Origin of the sequence: Paraburkholderia solisilvae, from assembly GCF_902859875.1 — a bacterium.
GTDB lineage: Bacteria > Pseudomonadota > Gammaproteobacteria > Burkholderiales > Burkholderiaceae > Paraburkholderia > Paraburkholderia solisilvae.
On record NZ_CADIKF010000047.1, the window covers coordinates 14,024 to 30,527 of the forward strand.

Annotated in this window: 14 protein-coding genes; 11 read left to right on the forward strand and 3 right to left on the reverse strand. The window is 63.5% G+C overall.

The genetic code is table 11. The features are described from left to right. Nucleotides 1–14: 14 nt before the first annotated feature. The 9 genes from HV675_RS24400 to HV675_RS24440 all read left to right on the forward strand — a co-directional run bounded on the left by HV675_RS24400 (nt 15) and on the right by HV675_RS24440 (nt 11,336). Nucleotides 15–1,310 (forward strand): MFS transporter, encoded by a 1,296-nt coding sequence (locus HV675_RS24400; RefSeq protein ID WP_175114055.1) that lies wholly within the window; start codon nt 15–17, stop codon nt 1,308–1,310. Between the two features lie 25 nt (nt 1,311–1,335). Continuing rightward, on the forward strand, nt 1,336–2,625 hold the full coding sequence (locus HV675_RS24405) for an MFS transporter (protein WP_175114003.1): 1,290 nt from the start codon (nt 1,336–1,338) through the stop codon (nt 2,623–2,625). 31 nt (nt 2,626–2,656) lie between these two features. Beyond that, complete coding sequence (locus HV675_RS24410; RefSeq protein WP_175114005.1) at nt 2,657–3,823, forward strand: mandelate racemase/muconate lactonizing enzyme family protein; 1,167 nt, start codon at nt 2,657–2,659, stop codon at nt 3,821–3,823. After that, nucleotides 3,814–4,302 (forward strand): H-NS family nucleoid-associated regulatory protein, encoded by a 489-nt coding sequence (locus HV675_RS32625; protein ID WP_246270517.1) that lies wholly within the window; start codon nt 3,814–3,816, stop codon nt 4,300–4,302. Before HV675_RS24410 ends, HV675_RS32625 begins: the two co-directional genes overlap by 10 nt. 153 nt (nt 4,303–4,455) lie before the next feature. After that, a complete protein-coding gene (locus HV675_RS24420) occupies nt 4,456–5,691 on the forward strand; it encodes an ATP-binding protein (RefSeq protein ID WP_246270519.1) in 1,236 nt (411 codons plus the stop codon). 59 nt (nt 5,692–5,750) lie between these two features. Then, nucleotides 5,751–7,511, forward strand: coding sequence for an IlvD/Edd family dehydratase (locus tag HV675_RS24425; RefSeq protein ID WP_175114007.1), 1,761 nt, complete (start codon nt 5,751–5,753; stop codon nt 7,509–7,511). A gap of 428 nt (nt 7,512–7,939) precedes the next feature. After that, the gene (locus HV675_RS24430; protein ID WP_175114009.1) at nt 7,940–8,929 is read left to right on the forward strand and encodes a LacI family DNA-binding transcriptional regulator; all 990 of its coding nucleotides are present in this window, start codon (nt 7,940–7,942) and stop codon (nt 8,927–8,929) included. A gap of 145 nt (nt 8,930–9,074) precedes the next feature. Next, nucleotides 9,075–9,512 carry a VOC family protein gene (locus HV675_RS24435; RefSeq protein WP_175114012.1) on the forward strand — a complete coding sequence of 146 codons (438 nt, stop codon included), beginning with the start codon at nt 9,075–9,077 and terminating at the stop codon, nt 9,510–9,512. Nucleotides 9,513–9,746: 234 nt separating this feature from the next. Further along, nucleotides 9,747–11,336 (forward strand): GMC family oxidoreductase, encoded by a 1,590-nt coding sequence (locus HV675_RS24440; protein WP_175114014.1) that lies wholly within the window; start codon nt 9,747–9,749, stop codon nt 11,334–11,336. A gap of 21 nt (nt 11,337–11,357) precedes the next feature. Here the strand turns inward: HV675_RS24440 and HV675_RS24445 are convergent, their stop codons facing one another. Further along, the gene (locus tag HV675_RS24445) at nt 11,358–12,989 is read right to left on the reverse strand and encodes a class I adenylate-forming enzyme family protein (protein ID WP_175114016.1); all 1,632 of its coding nucleotides are present in this window, start codon (nt 12,987–12,989) and stop codon (nt 11,358–11,360) included. Between the two features lie 461 nt (nt 12,990–13,450). Here HV675_RS24445 and HV675_RS24450 point away from each other — a divergent pair, with 461 nt between their 5' ends. Continuing rightward, complete coding sequence (locus HV675_RS24450; RefSeq protein WP_175114018.1) at nt 13,451–13,834, forward strand: hypothetical protein; 384 nt, start codon at nt 13,451–13,453, stop codon at nt 13,832–13,834. A gap of 88 nt (nt 13,835–13,922) precedes the next feature. Here HV675_RS24450 and HV675_RS24455 read toward each other — a convergent pair whose 3' ends face one another. Continuing rightward, nucleotides 13,923–14,813 carry an alpha/beta fold hydrolase gene (locus tag HV675_RS24455; RefSeq protein WP_175114020.1) on the reverse strand — a complete coding sequence of 297 codons (891 nt, stop codon included), beginning with the start codon at nt 14,811–14,813 and terminating at the stop codon, nt 13,923–13,925. Between the two features lie 196 nt (nt 14,814–15,009). Continuing rightward, nucleotides 15,010–15,369 carry a hypothetical protein gene (locus HV675_RS24460; RefSeq protein WP_175114022.1) on the reverse strand — a complete coding sequence of 120 codons (360 nt, stop codon included), beginning with the start codon at nt 15,367–15,369 and terminating at the stop codon, nt 15,010–15,012. A gap of 87 nt (nt 15,370–15,456) precedes the next feature. Here HV675_RS24460 and HV675_RS24465 point away from each other — a divergent pair, with 87 nt between their 5' ends. Further along, on the forward strand, nt 15,457–16,503 hold the full coding sequence (locus HV675_RS24465) for an acyltransferase family protein (protein ID WP_175114025.1): 1,047 nt from the start codon (nt 15,457–15,459) through the stop codon (nt 16,501–16,503). Nucleotide 16,504 lies beyond the last annotated feature (1 nt).

A 16,504-nucleotide genomic window follows, 5' to 3' on the forward strand; every position in this document is an offset into this window, starting at 1 on the left:
TGAGCACGAACGGCATGGCGGTAGCGTCGCCTGGCGGCGCGGCATCGGGCAATTCAATCTATGCAAGGGTGATGTGGCGGTTTATGCCGTTGCTGTTCGTGTGCTACGTGGTCGCGTACCTCGACCGCGTCAACGTCGGTTTCGCGAAGCTGCAGATGCTCAACGATCTGCATTTCAGCGAAGCGATGTACGGTTTCGGCGCCGGCATCTTCTTCGTCGGCTATTTCTTTTTCGAAGTGCCGAGCAATCTTCTGTTGCATCGTGTCGGCGCGCGGCGCTGGATCGCGCGGATCATGGTCACGTGGGCGGTGATCGCGGCGTTGACCGCATGGGTCACGTCGCCGGCGATGTTCTACGCGCTGCGCTTCGTGCTCGGCATCGCGGAGGCGGGCTTTTTCCCGGGCCTCGTGCTCTATCTGACGTACTGGTTTCCGGCGCACCGCCGCGGCAAGATGGTCGCGTTCCTGATGGCGGGCAATCCGGTCTCGGGCATCGTCGGCGGGCCGGTGTCGGGACTGATCCTGCAGCGGCTGGCCGGTTACGGCGGCATGGCGGGCTGGCAGTGGCTGTTCATTATCGAAGCGCTGCCCGCGCTGCTGCTCGGCGTCATCATCTACTTCTTTCTTGACGATCGCGTCAAGGATGCGCAGTGGCTCACCGAGGACGATCGCGCGCATATCCAGCGCGAGATCGATGCGGAAGCGCGCGCGAAAAGTCATGCATCGGTCGGGCAGACGCTTTCGTCGCTGAAGGTCTGGCTGCTGTGCGCGATCCTGTTCGGCATTGTGATGGGCTCGTACGCGGTCGGCTTCTGGCAGCCGACCATCATCAAGGCATCGGGCATCACCGATCCGCTGACGATCGGTCTCCTGACCATTGTTCCGTATCTGAGCGCGCTGGTGTCGATGATCGTCGTCGGCCGGCATGCGGACCGCACGCGCGAGCGCCGCTGGCACGTCGTGATTCCCCAACTGGTCGCGGCGTGCGGCTTCGTGCTGTGCGGGTTTGCCGGGACCCATCCGTGGCTCGCGCTTGCCGGGCTGACGATGGCGGCCACCGGCGTGATCACCGCGCTGCCGATGTTCTGGGCGCTGCCGACGTCGTTTCTCGGCGGCGCCGGCGCCGCCGCCGGCATCGCGCTGATCAACTCGACCGGCAATCTTGCCGGCTTCGTCAGTCCCGCGGTGGTCGGCTGGCTGAAGACGCTCACGCATTCGCTGACCCCGAGCCTGTTCCTGATCGCGGCGTGCCTGTGCCTGTCGGCGCTGCTGATTCTCACGCGCATGCCCGCGAAACTTGTCAACCAGTGAGCGAGCCGAGCGCATCGGGAGACCCATGAAAACCGGCAAATATCGCTATGTGGTCGCGGGCCTGCTGTTTACGGCCGGTGCAATCAACTACATGGATCGCGCGGCGCTCGGCATTGTCGCGCCGATTGTCGGCAAGACGCTCGACCTGTCGCCTTCGCAACTCGGCGTGATTTTCAGCAGCTTCTTTGTCAGCTACGCGATTTTTTCGTTCCTCGGCGGCTACTTTGCGGACCGGTGGGGGACGCGGCGCGTATTCACATGGGCGATGGGCATGTGGTCGCTGTTCTGCGGGCTGACGGCGGCGGCGACCGGCTTCGTGTCGCTGCTGCTCACGCGCGTGTTTTTCGGCATCGGCGAGGGGCCGATGAGCTCGAATACGAATCGCACGATTTCGAACTGGTTTCCGCGCCATGAAACCGCGACGATGATCGGCTTCACGTTTTCCGGGCAAACGCTCGGCAACGCGATCGCCGGGCCGGTGGTCGGCCTGATCGCGGTCGCATTCGGCTGGCGCGTGTCGTTTGTCGTGATCGCGGTGCTGGGCTTCGTGTGGCTCGTCTGCTGGCGCATTTTCGTCACCGACCGGCCGGCGCAGAGCCGCCGTGTCGGCGCTGCGGAGACGCAGCTGATCGACGCGAGCCGCGCGGCCGCGGAGGTGGTCAACGCCGAGGACGACGGGATGACGCTCGGCGCGTATCTGCGCCGGCCGAGCACGCTCGCGCTCGGCGCGGGGCTGTTCGCGGTGAACTACACGCAATACGTATTCATCTCGTGGCTGCCGAGCTATCTGACCAACGTGCTGCATCTGGACCTGAAGCAGATGAGCGTGATCACGTCGATTCCATGGATTTGCGGGGCGATCGGGTATTTCGGCGGCGGACTGGTCGGCGACTTCATCTACAAGCGGATGGATGACCCGGTGAAAGCGCGCAAGCTGGTCGCGACGATTCCGCTCGCGTTATCGGGCGTCGCGGTGCTGAGTATCACGTCGGCCACCTCGCTCGCCGCCGCGGTCGGTCTGATTGCCGCCGCGCTGCTGTTTCTGACGGGGTCCTGTCAGTCGATCTGGGCGGTGCAGCACGAAATCCTGCCGCTGCACCGGCAAGGCGGCGTCGGCGGCTTTATCCATTTTCTGAGCAATCTGTCCGGAATCATCGGGCCGCTGCTGACCGGCGTGCTGATCCAGTACTTCGGCGGCTACCACAGCGCGTTTCTGTTCGGCGCACTGATCGATTTCGCCGGCGTGCTCGCGATGCTGCTGTTCGTGCGTGGCCGGCAGGCGGTCGGGGCCCGGGTGGCGGCGTCGTCGAACTGATTTTTCTTTTCTTCCATCATGGATGGACATCATGAATCAACCTGTCGCTGAACATTCGCAGGCTGCGTGGCAGCAGGCCGCGAAAATCGTATCGGTCGACGCGCGCACCGTGCGCGTGCCGCTCGATCGCGTCATGTCGTTTGCCACACGAGTGGTTGCCGCGCGCGACTACACACTCGTGCGCATCACCACCGCCGATGGTCAGCAGGGCATCGGCTTCTGTTACGGCGGGCATCGCGCGGGGTCGCTCGTCACGCATGCGGTACGCGAACTGTTCGCACCGCTGCTCGCCGGCCAGTGCGCGATCAATGTCGAAGGGTTATGGCGCGAGCTTTATCAGGAATCGCTGCTGCAGGGACGTGCGGGCAGCGTGATGCGCGCGCTGTCGATCGTCGACGTCGCGCTGTGGGACCGCAATGCGCGCGCGGCGGGGCTGCCGCTCGCGCGCTATCTCGGCGGGATGTCCGCTGACCGGGTGCCCGCGTATGCGAGCGGCGGCTACTACGTCGACGGCAAGACCGCGCAGCATCTCGGCGACGAACTGGCAGGCTACGTCGAAATGGGCTTTCGCGCGGTGAAGATGAAAGTCGGCCGGCTCTCGCCCCGCGAGGAAGAGGAGCGCATCGCCGCGGCCCGCTCGGCAATCGGCGCCGACGTGCAGTTGATGCTCGATGCCAACAACGCATGGTCCGATGTGCCGACCGCGCTCGAGTATATGCGCCGCTATGAACGCTACGACCCGTACTGGATCGAGGAGCCGTTCAGCCCCGACGACATCGAAAGCCATGCGCAGCTCGCGAGGCGCACGCCGGTGACGGTAGCGACCGGCGAGATCGAGGCGGGGCGCTGGCGGCATCAGGAACTGCTGGACAAGCGCGCCGCGATGATCCTGCAATCGGATGCGGCGGTTTGCGGCGGCATCACCGAATGGCGGCGTATCGCGGCGGCGGCGGCCGGCGCCGGGGCGACGATGTGCCCGCACTGGTTTCACGATCTGCATGTGCATCTGGTCGCGTCGACGGAGAATGCGCGCTATGTCGAGTTCTTTCCGGACGACCAGGTGCTGAACTTCCGGCGTCTCGTGGACCGTCAGCTCGAGTTCGCCGACGGCATGTTGACGGTGCCGACCGGCGCGGGACTGGGGTTCGGCTTCGACGAGGCCGCGCTGGAGCGCTATGCAGTCGATGCGTGGGGGTGACGCGCGGCAGCCGCAGCCGCTCGCCGTCGAGGTTTTCTCGCGTTGGCGCCGCTGCCGCAAGCGTGTGGCGAAACAGCCAGACTTTGCAAGCGATGGGCGCTGCTTCGGGCCGCGGTTGCGTTTCGCCCGTTATACTCGGGCGAAACAACCACGAATTGGCACCCATGAAGACAAGAATTGCCGACGGCGAGGCCCGCGATCGCCTGATCATCTGGATCCGTCGTCGAATGGATGAATTCGGCATTACGATCGACGCGCTCGCCGCGTCGATCGAGCACGACCGGCGCCACCCGCCGCTCTACCGTGATGCTCGCGGCAACGAATGGAACGGCCTGGGCCAGATTCCCGACTGGCTGCAGGCAGCGAAAAACGCCGGCGTCGACCCGGACTTTTTCCGCATCGAAGCGAAACACGCCGCGCAGCAGACCGGCAGCCAGGACCCGGCGCCGGCGATCCGCCAACTCGACCTTTTTGCGTAATTTTCCGCTTGCCGCTCAGGCCTGCGCGCACGCGGCGCGCGGTGTTCCTGTACCGCGAGGCCGGACCGCGGCGCTCGCACGGACGGTTCATTTACGTGGAATTGCGGCGCCGGTATCATGCGGTATCATCGATTTTGAAACTTCTCATTCTTGATGAAACTCCATGAAACTCTACCGCCGGATCCGTGGCATTTCGCCAGACCGGAACTGGCCGCGGCCTATCTTGATGCCTTCGATCTGAAGCTGTCTGCCGCGAGAGGGCTGTTCGCTCGCCGGCGCATGGGCAAAACCGAATTCCTGCGGCGGGACCTGTTGCCGGCGGCGCAGGAGCGGGGTTATCTCGCGGCCTATACGAACTTCTGGGACAGCCGGTCGTCACCCGCTTCGGCGCTCGTATCGGCGCTTGCCGATGCGCTCGAGCCGCAGGGGTTGAAGGCGGTGCTCGCGAAGCTGGGCAGACCGGTCCGCAAGGTCAAGGCCAGCGCGAAAATTCCGGGTGCGGAAGGCACGCTCGAGGCCGAATTGTCGGCGCCCGAAATGGATACCGCGCTGGCGCTGCGTGAAGTGCTCAGGCAACTCGATCGGCAGAAAAAGCCGTTGCTGCTCGTCATCGACGAAGCGCAGGTGCTCGCGCGCGTCGAGCACGCCGACTTCTCGCACGCGGTGCGCGCCGCGCTCGATATTCGCAAGGAGCGCATCAAGGTGATTTTCGCGGGCAGTTCGGAAACCACGTTGCGCAATATGTTTGCGCGTACGTCCGAGCCGTTCTACAACTGGGCCGCGCTCGAACCTTTCCCGCTGCTCGGCGACGAATTCGTTGCGTTCACCATCAGGCTGATGAACCGGATGGCGCGCAACAGGCTCACGCTCGAACAAGGCAAGCAGGCATTCGAGGAACTGCATCGAACTCCGGAGTTCTTCAAAAGATTCATCGAGCGCTACATGCTTTACCAGCTTCAGGGCGAGGAGGATGCACTTGCTCACACCAAAGCGTCCGTGTTTTCGGACGAAGACTTCCTGAAGCAGTGGAACGGTATGAAACCGGCCGACCAGGTCGTCATCGCGCTGCTCGCGCGCGGCGAGACCGACATGCATAGCGCCGCCGGCCTCAAGCGGCTGTCGTCGCAGCTCGGCAGAGTCGCGACGAAGAATACCGCTGCCCAGGCGTTACGCCGCCTGCAGGCACAAAACGCCGTCACGCGACTCGCGGTCGGAGACTATCGTATCGAGGACGAAGCATTTGCCGAATGGGTTCGCCGGCGATCGCGCGGCACTGACGCGCAGGCGGAGCGCCGCGATCCGATGGCGGACGAAGCACCACGAGGCGCCCCGAATATCAGGAAATCGTCAAGAAAGCGCTTACTTGAAGTTCGTCACCGGCCCCGATAGAATCGTCGTCGACACCCTGGACACTCTGCTGCCCATCACTCGACCAAGGACATTCCCCCATGGCTGACAACGCAAACGGCGACGCGAACGGCAAGGCAAAAACCGGTCTGCGCAAAGGCTTGACGAATTACGGCGACGACGGTTTCTCGCTGTTCCTGCGCCGCGCGTTCATCAAGGGCGCCGGCTATACGGACGACGCGCTGTCGCGGCCGATCGTCGCGATCGCGAATACCGGCAGCGCCTACAACCCCTGTCACGGCAACGCGCCGCAACTGATCGAAGCGATCAAGCGCGGCGTGCAGCTCGCGGGCGGCCTGCCGGTCGAATTTCCGACCATCTCGATTGCCGAAAGCTTCTCGCACCCGACCAGCATGTATCTGCGCAATCTGATGTCGATGGACACGGAGGAGATGATTCGCGCGCAGCCGATGGACGCGGTGGTGCTGATCGGCGGTTGCGACAAGACCGTGCCCGCGCAGTTGATGGGCGCGGCATCGGCCGGCGTGCCGGCCATCCAGCTCGTGACCGGCGCGATGCTGACGGGCTCGCATCGCGGCGAGCGGGTCGGCGCGTGTACCGACTGCCGGCGTTTCTGGGCGAGCTTTCGCGGCGACCAGATCGACCAGGAGGAAATCGACGCGGTCAATACGCAACTGGTCGCCACCGTCGGCACGTGTTCGGTGATGGGCACGGCCAGCACGATGGCCTGCATTGCCGAGGCGATGGGCATCATGCTGCCCGGCGGCGCGTCGCCGCCGGCCGTCAGTGCCGATCGCATCCGCATTGCGGAGCGCACCGGCACGCAGGCCGTCGCGATGATCGGCGCGGGCCTTACGCCCGCCCGAATCCTGACGCCGAAGGCGGTCGAAAACGCGTTGCGCGTGCTGCTGGCGATCGGCGGATCGACCAACGGCATCATTCATCTGACCGCGATCGCCGGGCGCCTCGGCATCCGTATCGATCTCGACTTGCTCGACCGGATGGCGCGCGAGACGCCGGTGCTGGTCGATCTGAAACCGTCCGGGCAGCACTACATGGAAGATCTGCATCGCGCAGGCGGCCTCGTCACCGTGATGCGCGAGCTGAAAGACTTGCTGCACCTCGATGCGTTGACGGTCACCGGCCGCACGCTCGGCGAAGAGCTCGACGCCGCGCCGCCGGCTTTCAAACAGGAGGTCGTGCGGCCGCTCGCCAAACCGGTCTATCCGCAAGGCGGCATTGCGGTGCTGCGCGGCAATCTCGCGCCGGGCGGCGCGATCATCAAGCAGTCGGCGGCGAACGCGCAGCTGATGGAGCACGAGGGGCGCGCGGTGGTGTTCGAAGATGCGGAAGACCTTGCAAGCCGCATCGACGATCCGGCGCTCGATGTAACCGCGCAGGACGTGCTCGTATTGAAGCGGATCGGACCGGTCGGCGCGCCGGGGATGCCCGAGGCCGGCTATATTCCGATTCCGCGCAAGCTTGCGCGTGAAGGCGTGAAGGACATGGTGCGCATCTCGGACGGCCGCATGAGCGGCACCGCGGCCGGCACGATCGTGCTGCACGTGACGCCGGAAGCGGCGATCGGCGGACCGCTTGCCATCGTGCGCAATGGCGACCGGATCCGGCTCTCGGTGCAGACGCGTTCGATCGAACTGCTGCTGTCCGACGACGACATCGCCGCGCGGCTTGCCGCGTTGCCGCCGCGCGTCGCGGATCCCGATGCGCGCGGCTACCGCAAATTGTTCCTCGAGACGATCATGCAAGCCGACGACGGCTGCGATTTCGACTTCCTGCGCGCGCCGAAGGTGGTCGCGACGGTGCCGGGCGACAAGCGCTGAGCGCGGGTCGGTCGGTATTGACGACGACGCGGAGCAAAGCGCGCATCGCGGCCGCGGACGCACGTGAAGACGTGCGTGAAACGGACATGAAGACGCGCATGAGGCGCTGTTTCATGGCGGCTTCAGCCGCCTCGTCGAGTTCGACGGCGACCCGCGGCGTATCGATTCACGCCGCGCGCCGCGCGAGGCCTGATACGCGCTGCCGGCGCGGCCAGTGTCCGGGCGCAAAAGCAGTCCCGCACCCGGCGAATTTCGACGTGTACGCACGTGCGCTATAAAATGCCGCTCGTGGCAGGCGCGGTTTCGCGCGCCGCCGAGACAAGGTCCACAACCACGGACCCAACCAGGACCAGGACCGGCCGGGTGCAACGTTGAGTGTCGAAATAAAAAAGAGGGCGCCGCGCCGCAAATCGAATGCGATCTCCGTGATGGACGTCGCCCGCGCAGCGGGTGTGTCGACGGCGACCGTATCGCGCGTGCTGAACGGCAACGCGGCGGTTGCACCTGAATTGCAGCAGCGCGTGCGCAAGATCGCCGAGCAGCTCGGCTATACGCCGCACGCGGCGGCGCGTGCGCTCGCGTCGCAGCGCTCGAAGACGATCGGCGCGGTGATCCCGTCGCTCGAAAACCAGAACTTCGCGCTCGGCGTGTTTGCGCTGCAAAAGCGGATCGGCGAGGCCGGCTATACGTTGCTGCTCGGCTGTTCCTACTACGACCAGCAGGACGAGCTCAAACAGGTGCGCGCGCTGATCGCGGACGGCATCGCCGGGCTGATGCTGGTCGGCCGCAGTCACACGCCGGCGCTTTATGAACTGATCGACAAGGAACAGATTCCGCTCGTCAACGGCTGGACCGTCGATCACGATCACCCGTATGTGGGTTTCGACAATGTCGCGGTCGGCCGGCGTCTGGCCGAGTATCTGCTCGATCTCGGACATGTGCGCTTCGGCATGATCACGCAGATGACACAGCACAGCGACCGCGCGGCGGACCGCATCGTCGGCGTGCGCGCGGCGCTGCAGTCGCGCGGGCTGCAGTTGCGTCACGAGCATCTGATCGAGATGCCGCATAAGATCATCGAAGGGCAGATGGCGATGAAGGCGCTCATGCAGGGACCCGAGCCGCCGACCGCGGTGATCTGCGGCACCGATCTGCTCGCAATCGGCGCGCTGGCGGAAGCGCGCGAAGCGGGCATCGACGTGCCGGGCGAACTGTCGATTGCGGGCATCAACGATATCGAGGTATCGAGCTTCACGACGCCGCCGCTCACGACGATGCGGCTCGCCGCCGACGAGATCGGCACGCGCAGCGCCGAATATCTGCTCGCGCGTATCGAAGGGCGGCCAGTCAGTTCGCAGAACATCGTACCGACCGACCTGATCGTGCGCGGCACCACCGGCCCATTGCGCAAGGCGTAGCCCCTTTCGATCGATCAATATTTTTGGGGCTGAGCGCGAAATCATATTGCTTTCAGGCCATTTTGTTTATAAGTAAACTACCGTGCAAAAGCGGATTGTGCGATTCGCTTTTCCGTTCCAACGAGCTTTCTCCAACGAGAGTCCCATGACCGATACGACGCAAGGCGCGATGCCGCCTTTTCATCTCGCTTTCCCTGTTCATAGCCTTGCTGCCGCGCGCGCGTTCTACGGCGAATTGCTGGGCTGTCCGGAAGGCCGCAGTTCCCCCGAGTGGGTCGATTTCAATTTCTACGGTCACCAGATCGTCGCGCATCTGTCGCCGGATGAAGCGGGTCATCGTGCGACCAATGCGGTCGACGGCGACGCGGTGCCGGTGCGTCACTTCGGCGTCGTGCTTTCAATGCAGCAGTGGCATGCGCTTGCCGACAAACTGAAAGCAGCCGGCACGAAGTTCATCATCGAGCCGCATATCCGTTTCAAGGGTGAAGTCGGCGAACAGGCAACCATGTTCTTTCTCGATCCGTCGGGCAATGCGGTCGAGATCAAGTCGTTTGCCAATATGGCGTCGCTGTTCGCGAAGTAACGCGTGATCGTCCTGCGCCGCGTTCGGTGCGCGGCGCGGCACTTCGCATGACGCATCATCGCGCGACGCCGCGCGCGTACGCTCGACCTCCATCCGGCGCGCCGCCTCAATCGCCATCGTAGCGATGGCACAGCAGGTGTGCGCCTTTATCGCGCGGCAATCGCGCGTCGTCCTCGCTTCTCAGCACGCCTGATCTTGCGCCGACGTTGCGTGCCGCGTTCATGCGAGGTCGCCATGACGAACCCGAATGCTTCTGCAGATCATCCATCCGCGCATGCCGGCGTGGACGATACGGACTACGACTTTATTGTGTGCGGCTCGGGGACGTCAGGGTCCGTGGTCGCGCGCAGGCTTGCCGAGCATCCGGACCTGCGTGTGCTGCTGCTTGAAGCCGGCGGCACCGACGAGGTTCCCGCGATTATCGACAGCACCGCCTGGCCGATTCTGAGGCGCAGCGAGCAGAACTGGCTGTTTCGCGCGGCGCCGAACCCGAATCTGAACGGCCGCACGATCCCGATGGCGATGGGCAAGGTGCTGGGCGGCGGCGCGAGCATCAACGTGATGGCATGGGCGCGCGGCCACCAGGCGGACTGGGACGATCTCGCCCGCATGACCGAGGACGACGGCTGGAGTTACGACTCGGTGCTGCAGATTTACCGCCGCGTCGAGGACTGGCACGGCGAGCCGGACCCGCGCCGCCGCGGGCAGGGCGGTTTGCTGTTCGTGCAGCCGGCGCCCCACGCGCATCCGATCGCGGCGGCCGGACTCGACGCTTTTGCGCGCGCGGGCGTGCCGACCTTCGCCGATCACAATGGCGCGATGATGGAGGGCGACGGCGGCGCCGCACTGACCAATGTCTGCGTTCGCGACGGCCGGCGGCAGTCGGTCTATCGCGCGTATGTGCATCCGTATCGCGATCGTGCGAATCTGACCGTGCTGCCGGATGCGCTCGTCACGCGTTTGATATTCGATGGCGCCGCGGTGACCGGCGTCGAATATCTGCGGTATGGCGAGTTGGTGCGAGTGCGCGCGACGCGCGAAGTGGTGCTGTCGCTCGGCGCGATCCATACGCCCAAGCTGCTGATGCAATCGGGTGTCGGCGACGATGCGGATCTGCGGCGTTTTGGCATTGATGTCAAACAGCATCTGCCCGGCGTCGGCCGCAATTTTCAGGACCATTTCATGGCGCCGTGCGTGTGGGAGGCGGCCGGGCCGATCGACGGCCGCAACAATCTCGGCGAAATCACCGCGATGTGGAAGAGCGATAGCCGGCTGGACCGGCCGGACCTGCAATCATTCCTGACCGAGTTGCCGTACGCGAGCCCGGAAGCGGCCGGCGGCAATTTGCCGATGCACGGCTGGTCGCTGACGACCGCGGTATTGCGGCCCGAGAGCCGCGGCCGCGTGCGCCTGACCGGGCCGCATCCGCTCGATCCGGTCGCGATCGATGCGAACTTCCTCGACGATCCCGCCGATTTGCGCACGCTTAAGCTGTGTATCGAGTTTTGCCGCGACGTCGGCAATTCGGCGCCGCTGCGGCCATTTGCGAAGCGCGAGTTTCTGCCGGGACCGGTCGGCAACGCGGCGCTCGAGCAGTTCATGCGCAACGGCACCGTCAGTCATTCGCATCAGAGTTGTACCGCGAAGATGGGCCACGACGCGTGGTCCGTCGTCGATACGCGTATGCGGGTGTACGGCGTCGACCGGCTGCGGATCGCGGACGCGTCGATTCTGCCGCGCATCGTGACCGGCAACACGATGGCGCCCTGCGTCGTGATCGGCGAACGGGCCGCGCAGATGCTGGCGGCCGATCACGGTTTCTGATGCGCTTGCGTCGCGCGTAGGCTACGTCCGCGATGGCGCCGCGGGTGTGTCGGCGAGCATGCCGCGTTGCCGTGCGAATTCCGTGCTTGCCAGTGCGCGCAGCGCACGGCGATCGGCTTTGCCGAACGGCGTGCGCGGAATGCTGTCGACGAGGAATATCGTCTCAGGCAGCTTGTGATCGGCAAGCCGGGCCGCGAGCCACGCGATGATCGCCTGCTCACGCATGCCGCGCGCATGGTCGGCCAGTTTGACAAAACCGACGATGCGCTCGCCGAGCACTTCGTCGGGCACACCGACTATCGCGGCGTCCGCCGCCGCCGGATGTGACAGCAGCGTCTGCTCGATCTCCGCAGGCGCAATGTTTTCACCATCGCGCACGATGATCTCCTTGATACGCGCGAGGTAGTGCAGATCGCCGTCCTCGTCTTCGCGTACGAGGTCGCCGGTGTGATACCAGCCATCCGCGTCGCGCGCGGAGTCGAACTTGTCCGGCGCGATCCAGTAGCCCTTGAGCAGCGTGGGGACGTTCAGGCACAACTCGCCCGGCGTGCCGGCGCTCACGTCATTGCCGTCGCGGTCGATCACGCGGGCCATGCCCGCACGCGCGCGCATCGTGCGCGAGGTACGTCCGGACAGAACGCCCAACGGCGCCTCAGTCATGCCGTATCGACATACCAGCTCGACGCCGAAGGTCTGCTCGAAACGCTGCTGAAGATCGATCGAACAGGCATCGCCGGCAACCACGCATAAATGCAGTGAATCGGTTACGCGGCGGCGGGCCTGTTGCGCGCGGATCATTTCCGCGGCGCCGTACGGCGTGACGGCCGTGTTGGTGCAACGATGCTGCTCGATAGCATCGAGAAATGCGTCGCCGTCGAAATCGACACACAGCGGCAGTGCGACGCAGGCGCCCGTCGAAATGACTGCGCACAGCACGGCATAGCCGGGCAAATGAAAGAGCGGCGTCGGCACGAGCGGTTTCGTATTGCGGCCAAAGCCGCTCTCGTGCATATAGTGGACCATGTGCCCGAGCGCGCGCCGCGTATGCGCGACGAGCTTCGGTTCGCCGGTGCTGCCCGATGTGCAGAGCAGCACGGCCACAGCATCAGGATCTCCTGCGGGAAAGGATCGCCCCTCGCGTGCATTCGCAACGAGCGCGTGCCAGGTATTGCCGGCGTGGCCGTCATCGCGTTTGGCGAACTGAGCGGCTGGACGATCGTCGACGTAGAAACGGCGCGTGACGGGCAGCAGGTTCGTTGCGATTTCATCCATCACGCCGCGCTGTGCCGGGTGCCCAAAATAGGCGGCAGGTTGCAGCCTCTGCATCAGCCTGCCGACTTCGTGCGGTTTCAGGTGGACGTTCATCGGTACGGCGATAGCGCCGAGCATCATCGCCGCGTAACAGCCGATCGCGGCCTCCACGCAATTGCCAAGATGCAGCACGATACGGTCGCCCGCTGTGACGCCGAGGTCGGACAGACTTGCCGCCAGCCTTTGCGCGTCGCCGGCGAATTTTTCGTATGTCGTCGTGCTGCTGCCGTGGACGACGGCGGGCGCTTCAGGGTTATCGGTCGCGTGCATCAGCAGCGCAGCGACGAGGTCGGGCCACGCGACGGTTGCGGTTGGTTCGGCAGTCGATGTCAGGGCGTTCATAGGTCACTTCGCTTTGAATGCGGCCGGAGTTAAGGGGCTTCTTTGTCTGAACGCCTGGACACACGCATCTATTCGGTCTTTTATCGGACATCAAGCGATCGTTTGGCATTGCGATTGCGGGCGTGAGCGTGAAGCTGGCGTGTGCGTTCGCGAATTGCGCAACGCAGTGAGCGAAGGGGACTAACAGCCCGGCACGCGGAATCTGCGGGAACCGGCAACCCAGAACCGGCAAGCGAAGCTGAGAATCTGTGAGAGTGGATTGCTCATGAACGCTTCGCATACGAAGCGTTTCGGCTGCGCGCGGATCAGGCAATCCATAAAGATGCGGGCAAATAGGCGCGCTGATCGATCAATTCGCAAGCGGCCGGCAATCGTATTCTTGATGCTGGAGCCGTATGCTCCAGATGCCTCGTCTACCCGAACTACCCGAATACACGCAGCCCTCAAGGAGAATTACCGTCATGCAGATTCGCGATAGCGCCGGCTCGTCGTCGGCTGGCAGCTTTGCGCCGTCCGGCGCCACCGGCAGCAGCAATGGGTCGTCGTTCAAGGAGTTGCTGTCCGAGTTGCAGGGCTATACCGGCAGCAACCCCGGGCAAGCCATGTTTAACTCAATTCTCGGCCAACTGGGCATCACGCCGCAGCAACTCGCGCAGATGACGCCGCAAGAACGCGAGAAGATCGAACAGAAGGTCCAGGATCTGATGAAGAAGGAGATGCAGGCGCAGCAGCAGGCGAGCCAGGCCCCGCAAATGGCGCAGATTCAGCAGGCAGGCACGCAAACGGGTACGCAAAGCGGGACGTCGTCTTCGGGGAAACAGAACACGATCGACTTCTCCATCTGATGCGATTTGACGCGCTCAGGTGCGACGGGCGGGCTTGTGCTGCCGCACGAACCGGCGTTATACGGTCCGTGCGGCAGTACAAGGCCTGTCATGCATGCGGACGCGTCGCAATCTTGCGCACGAACTGGTCGATCAGTCCGGCGGCCTGATCGGGCTGTTCGTCGAGCGCGAAATGCCCGGCCTCCAGGATATGAATGTCCGCGTTCGGCAGGTCGCGCCGATACGCGTCCGTTTCGGCGACCTGGAATGACGGATCGTATTTGCCCCACAGCACCAGCGTGCGCGGCTGCGTTTTTTTCATCCACGCCTGCCATTTCGGATACGACGCGACATTGGTGCGATAGTCGTAGAACAGGTCGCTCTGGATGTCGACTTCACCGGGTCGGCTCAGAAAAGCGAATTCGTCCGTCCACAGGTCCGGGTCGTACAGATCGACGTTCGGGCTCGAGCCGAGGTGGCGCAGCTTCGTCGCATTGAACGAGATCAGGTTCTCGCGTAGCGCAGCCTCATTCGCTTCGCGGTCTGCCCAGTATTCGCGCCGTTTGTTCCACAGCGGCCCCAGCCCGTCCTCATGCGAGACGGCGTTCTGAATGATCAGCGCATCGACCCGCTCGGGGTGTTCGAGCGCCAGCCGGAATCCGACCGGACCGCCGTAGTCCTGCATATACATGATGTAGTGCGTGAGACCCAGCTTGACCGTGAATGCATCGACTACCTGCGCGATGTGATCGAACGTGTACGTGAATTGCGCGGGCGGCGGCGCGGCGCTATTGCCAAAGCCGGGGTAGTCCGGCGCGATCAGGTGGTAGCGGTTCGCGAGGCGCTGAAAGAGCGGATTGAACATGCGCGACGAAGAAGGAAAGCCGTGCAACAGCAACAGCGTCGGCGCATTCTTCGGACCGGCCTCACGGTAGAACACCGATACGCCGTCGATGTCGATGGTGCGGTAGTGGACCTGCGCGTCGCTCGTGGGCGTCATGTCATTTCCTTTAGCGGACGAAAATGGCGCGTAGTTCAGCGCGATCAATGCGGCTGTCAGCGCGGCGAACCTGTTCCACATAGATATATTCATTCCTGACAACGTGGTGAACGAAAGCCGGCAGCACGGCACGCATCGGGCGGCCTGGTGCGAATCGATGCGCATCGGCGTAATACGCATGGACTGATCATAAGCGTCACGGCGGCCGGGCGTGCGTTGACGTGCAGGCGCCGCGCAGGCGCTGGGTTCGGGCATCGCACGGCGGCGCGTCGACCTCGATGCGTCGATGCGTCGATGCTCGCCGCGGCTGCAGCAGTTTTCTGAATGCCGACAGCAGCTTTTCGCTGCCATCGGCCGTTGCCTCGCTGAGCGTTGTGAATGCGTGTATTCGAAAACGCATATCGGATTGCCGCACGCACCTGCGATGTATGCGGATAATGAAAACACGGTTTATGTCTTTTCGCGCCAACACGCGCGGCTTCGGAAAGCCGGCGCAAGTAATATCGCTTTGATCATTTTTTTTGTTTTTTTTGGAATATCGAACTGTTGTAATCACCCGTAATCCTCGCGCAGCGTCACAGCCAATGCTTCATATGATGATTGAGTCCTCAGTACCGGGAAATTGAAATACCAAGGAACTGAAATGAAGAAGCAGCGATATGACGTCATCGACGCATTGCGTTTTATCCTGGCGTTGTGGGTCGCGATCGGGCACCTGGGTCATTTCCCCATCTTCGGCAAACAGACTTTTGGAGGGGCCGGCGCCATTTACTCGATGGACCGGTTCGTGCATTCGCTGGTATATGGTTTGCCGGCTGTGATGGCTTTTTTTGTGATATCGGGTTTTTGTATCCACATGCCATTCAGGCAGCCCGGCAAGATCCCGATTCTGCGGTTTTACTTGCGCCGGTATTTCCGGGTGCTCGCGCCAGTCGCGGTAACGGTGCTGCTGATGACCGAACTGTTTCCCGAGTTGCATATCTTCGGCAATGATTCGATCTTGTGGAAAAGCACGCTCTGGAGCCTGGTCTGCGAGGAGATTTACTACGCGGTCTATCCGTTCCTTCGCGCGATCCGGTTCAAGGCGGGCTGGTGGCCCATCATGGGCGCCACTGTTGCGACGAGCATTGCGCTTTCCGTTCTCTTGCGCCGGGCGCCTGAATGGTCCGACATCGGCGCGATCCCGACCGCGTTGATCCTGTTCCCGGTCTGGATCAGTGGATGCATCCTCGCCGAACAGGTGGAAGGGTTAAAAGCGCTGGAAAGCAGCCGGATAATATGGCTTTGGCGCATCGGCGCCTGGTTCACGATGTGGGTCAGCGAGTTCCTGATATTCCACATGGGCGTCTCGAAGGTCGTGTGCATGCTGTACGTCGGCGGCGTTGCGTATTTCTGGGTTCGCGCGGAAATTGCATATTACATGAACCGTGAGGTTTCACGATTGCTCATGGCGGCAGGGGCGTTCAGTTACTCGTTGTATCTGGTCCACGTAGGCGTGCGCGATGCCGTGAAGCATTTTCTGCCCGGGATCGACATATTGACGCGATCCGGATGGTTGTTCACGTTGGCATCGATGCTTGCCTTCGCGTACGTGTTCTACCTGTTGATCGAAGCGCCATCGCATCGGCTGGCCAAGCGCATCAGGCTCTCGAGCGTCAAGATTCCGGTGGTAACCGAAGAACTGGCTTAGC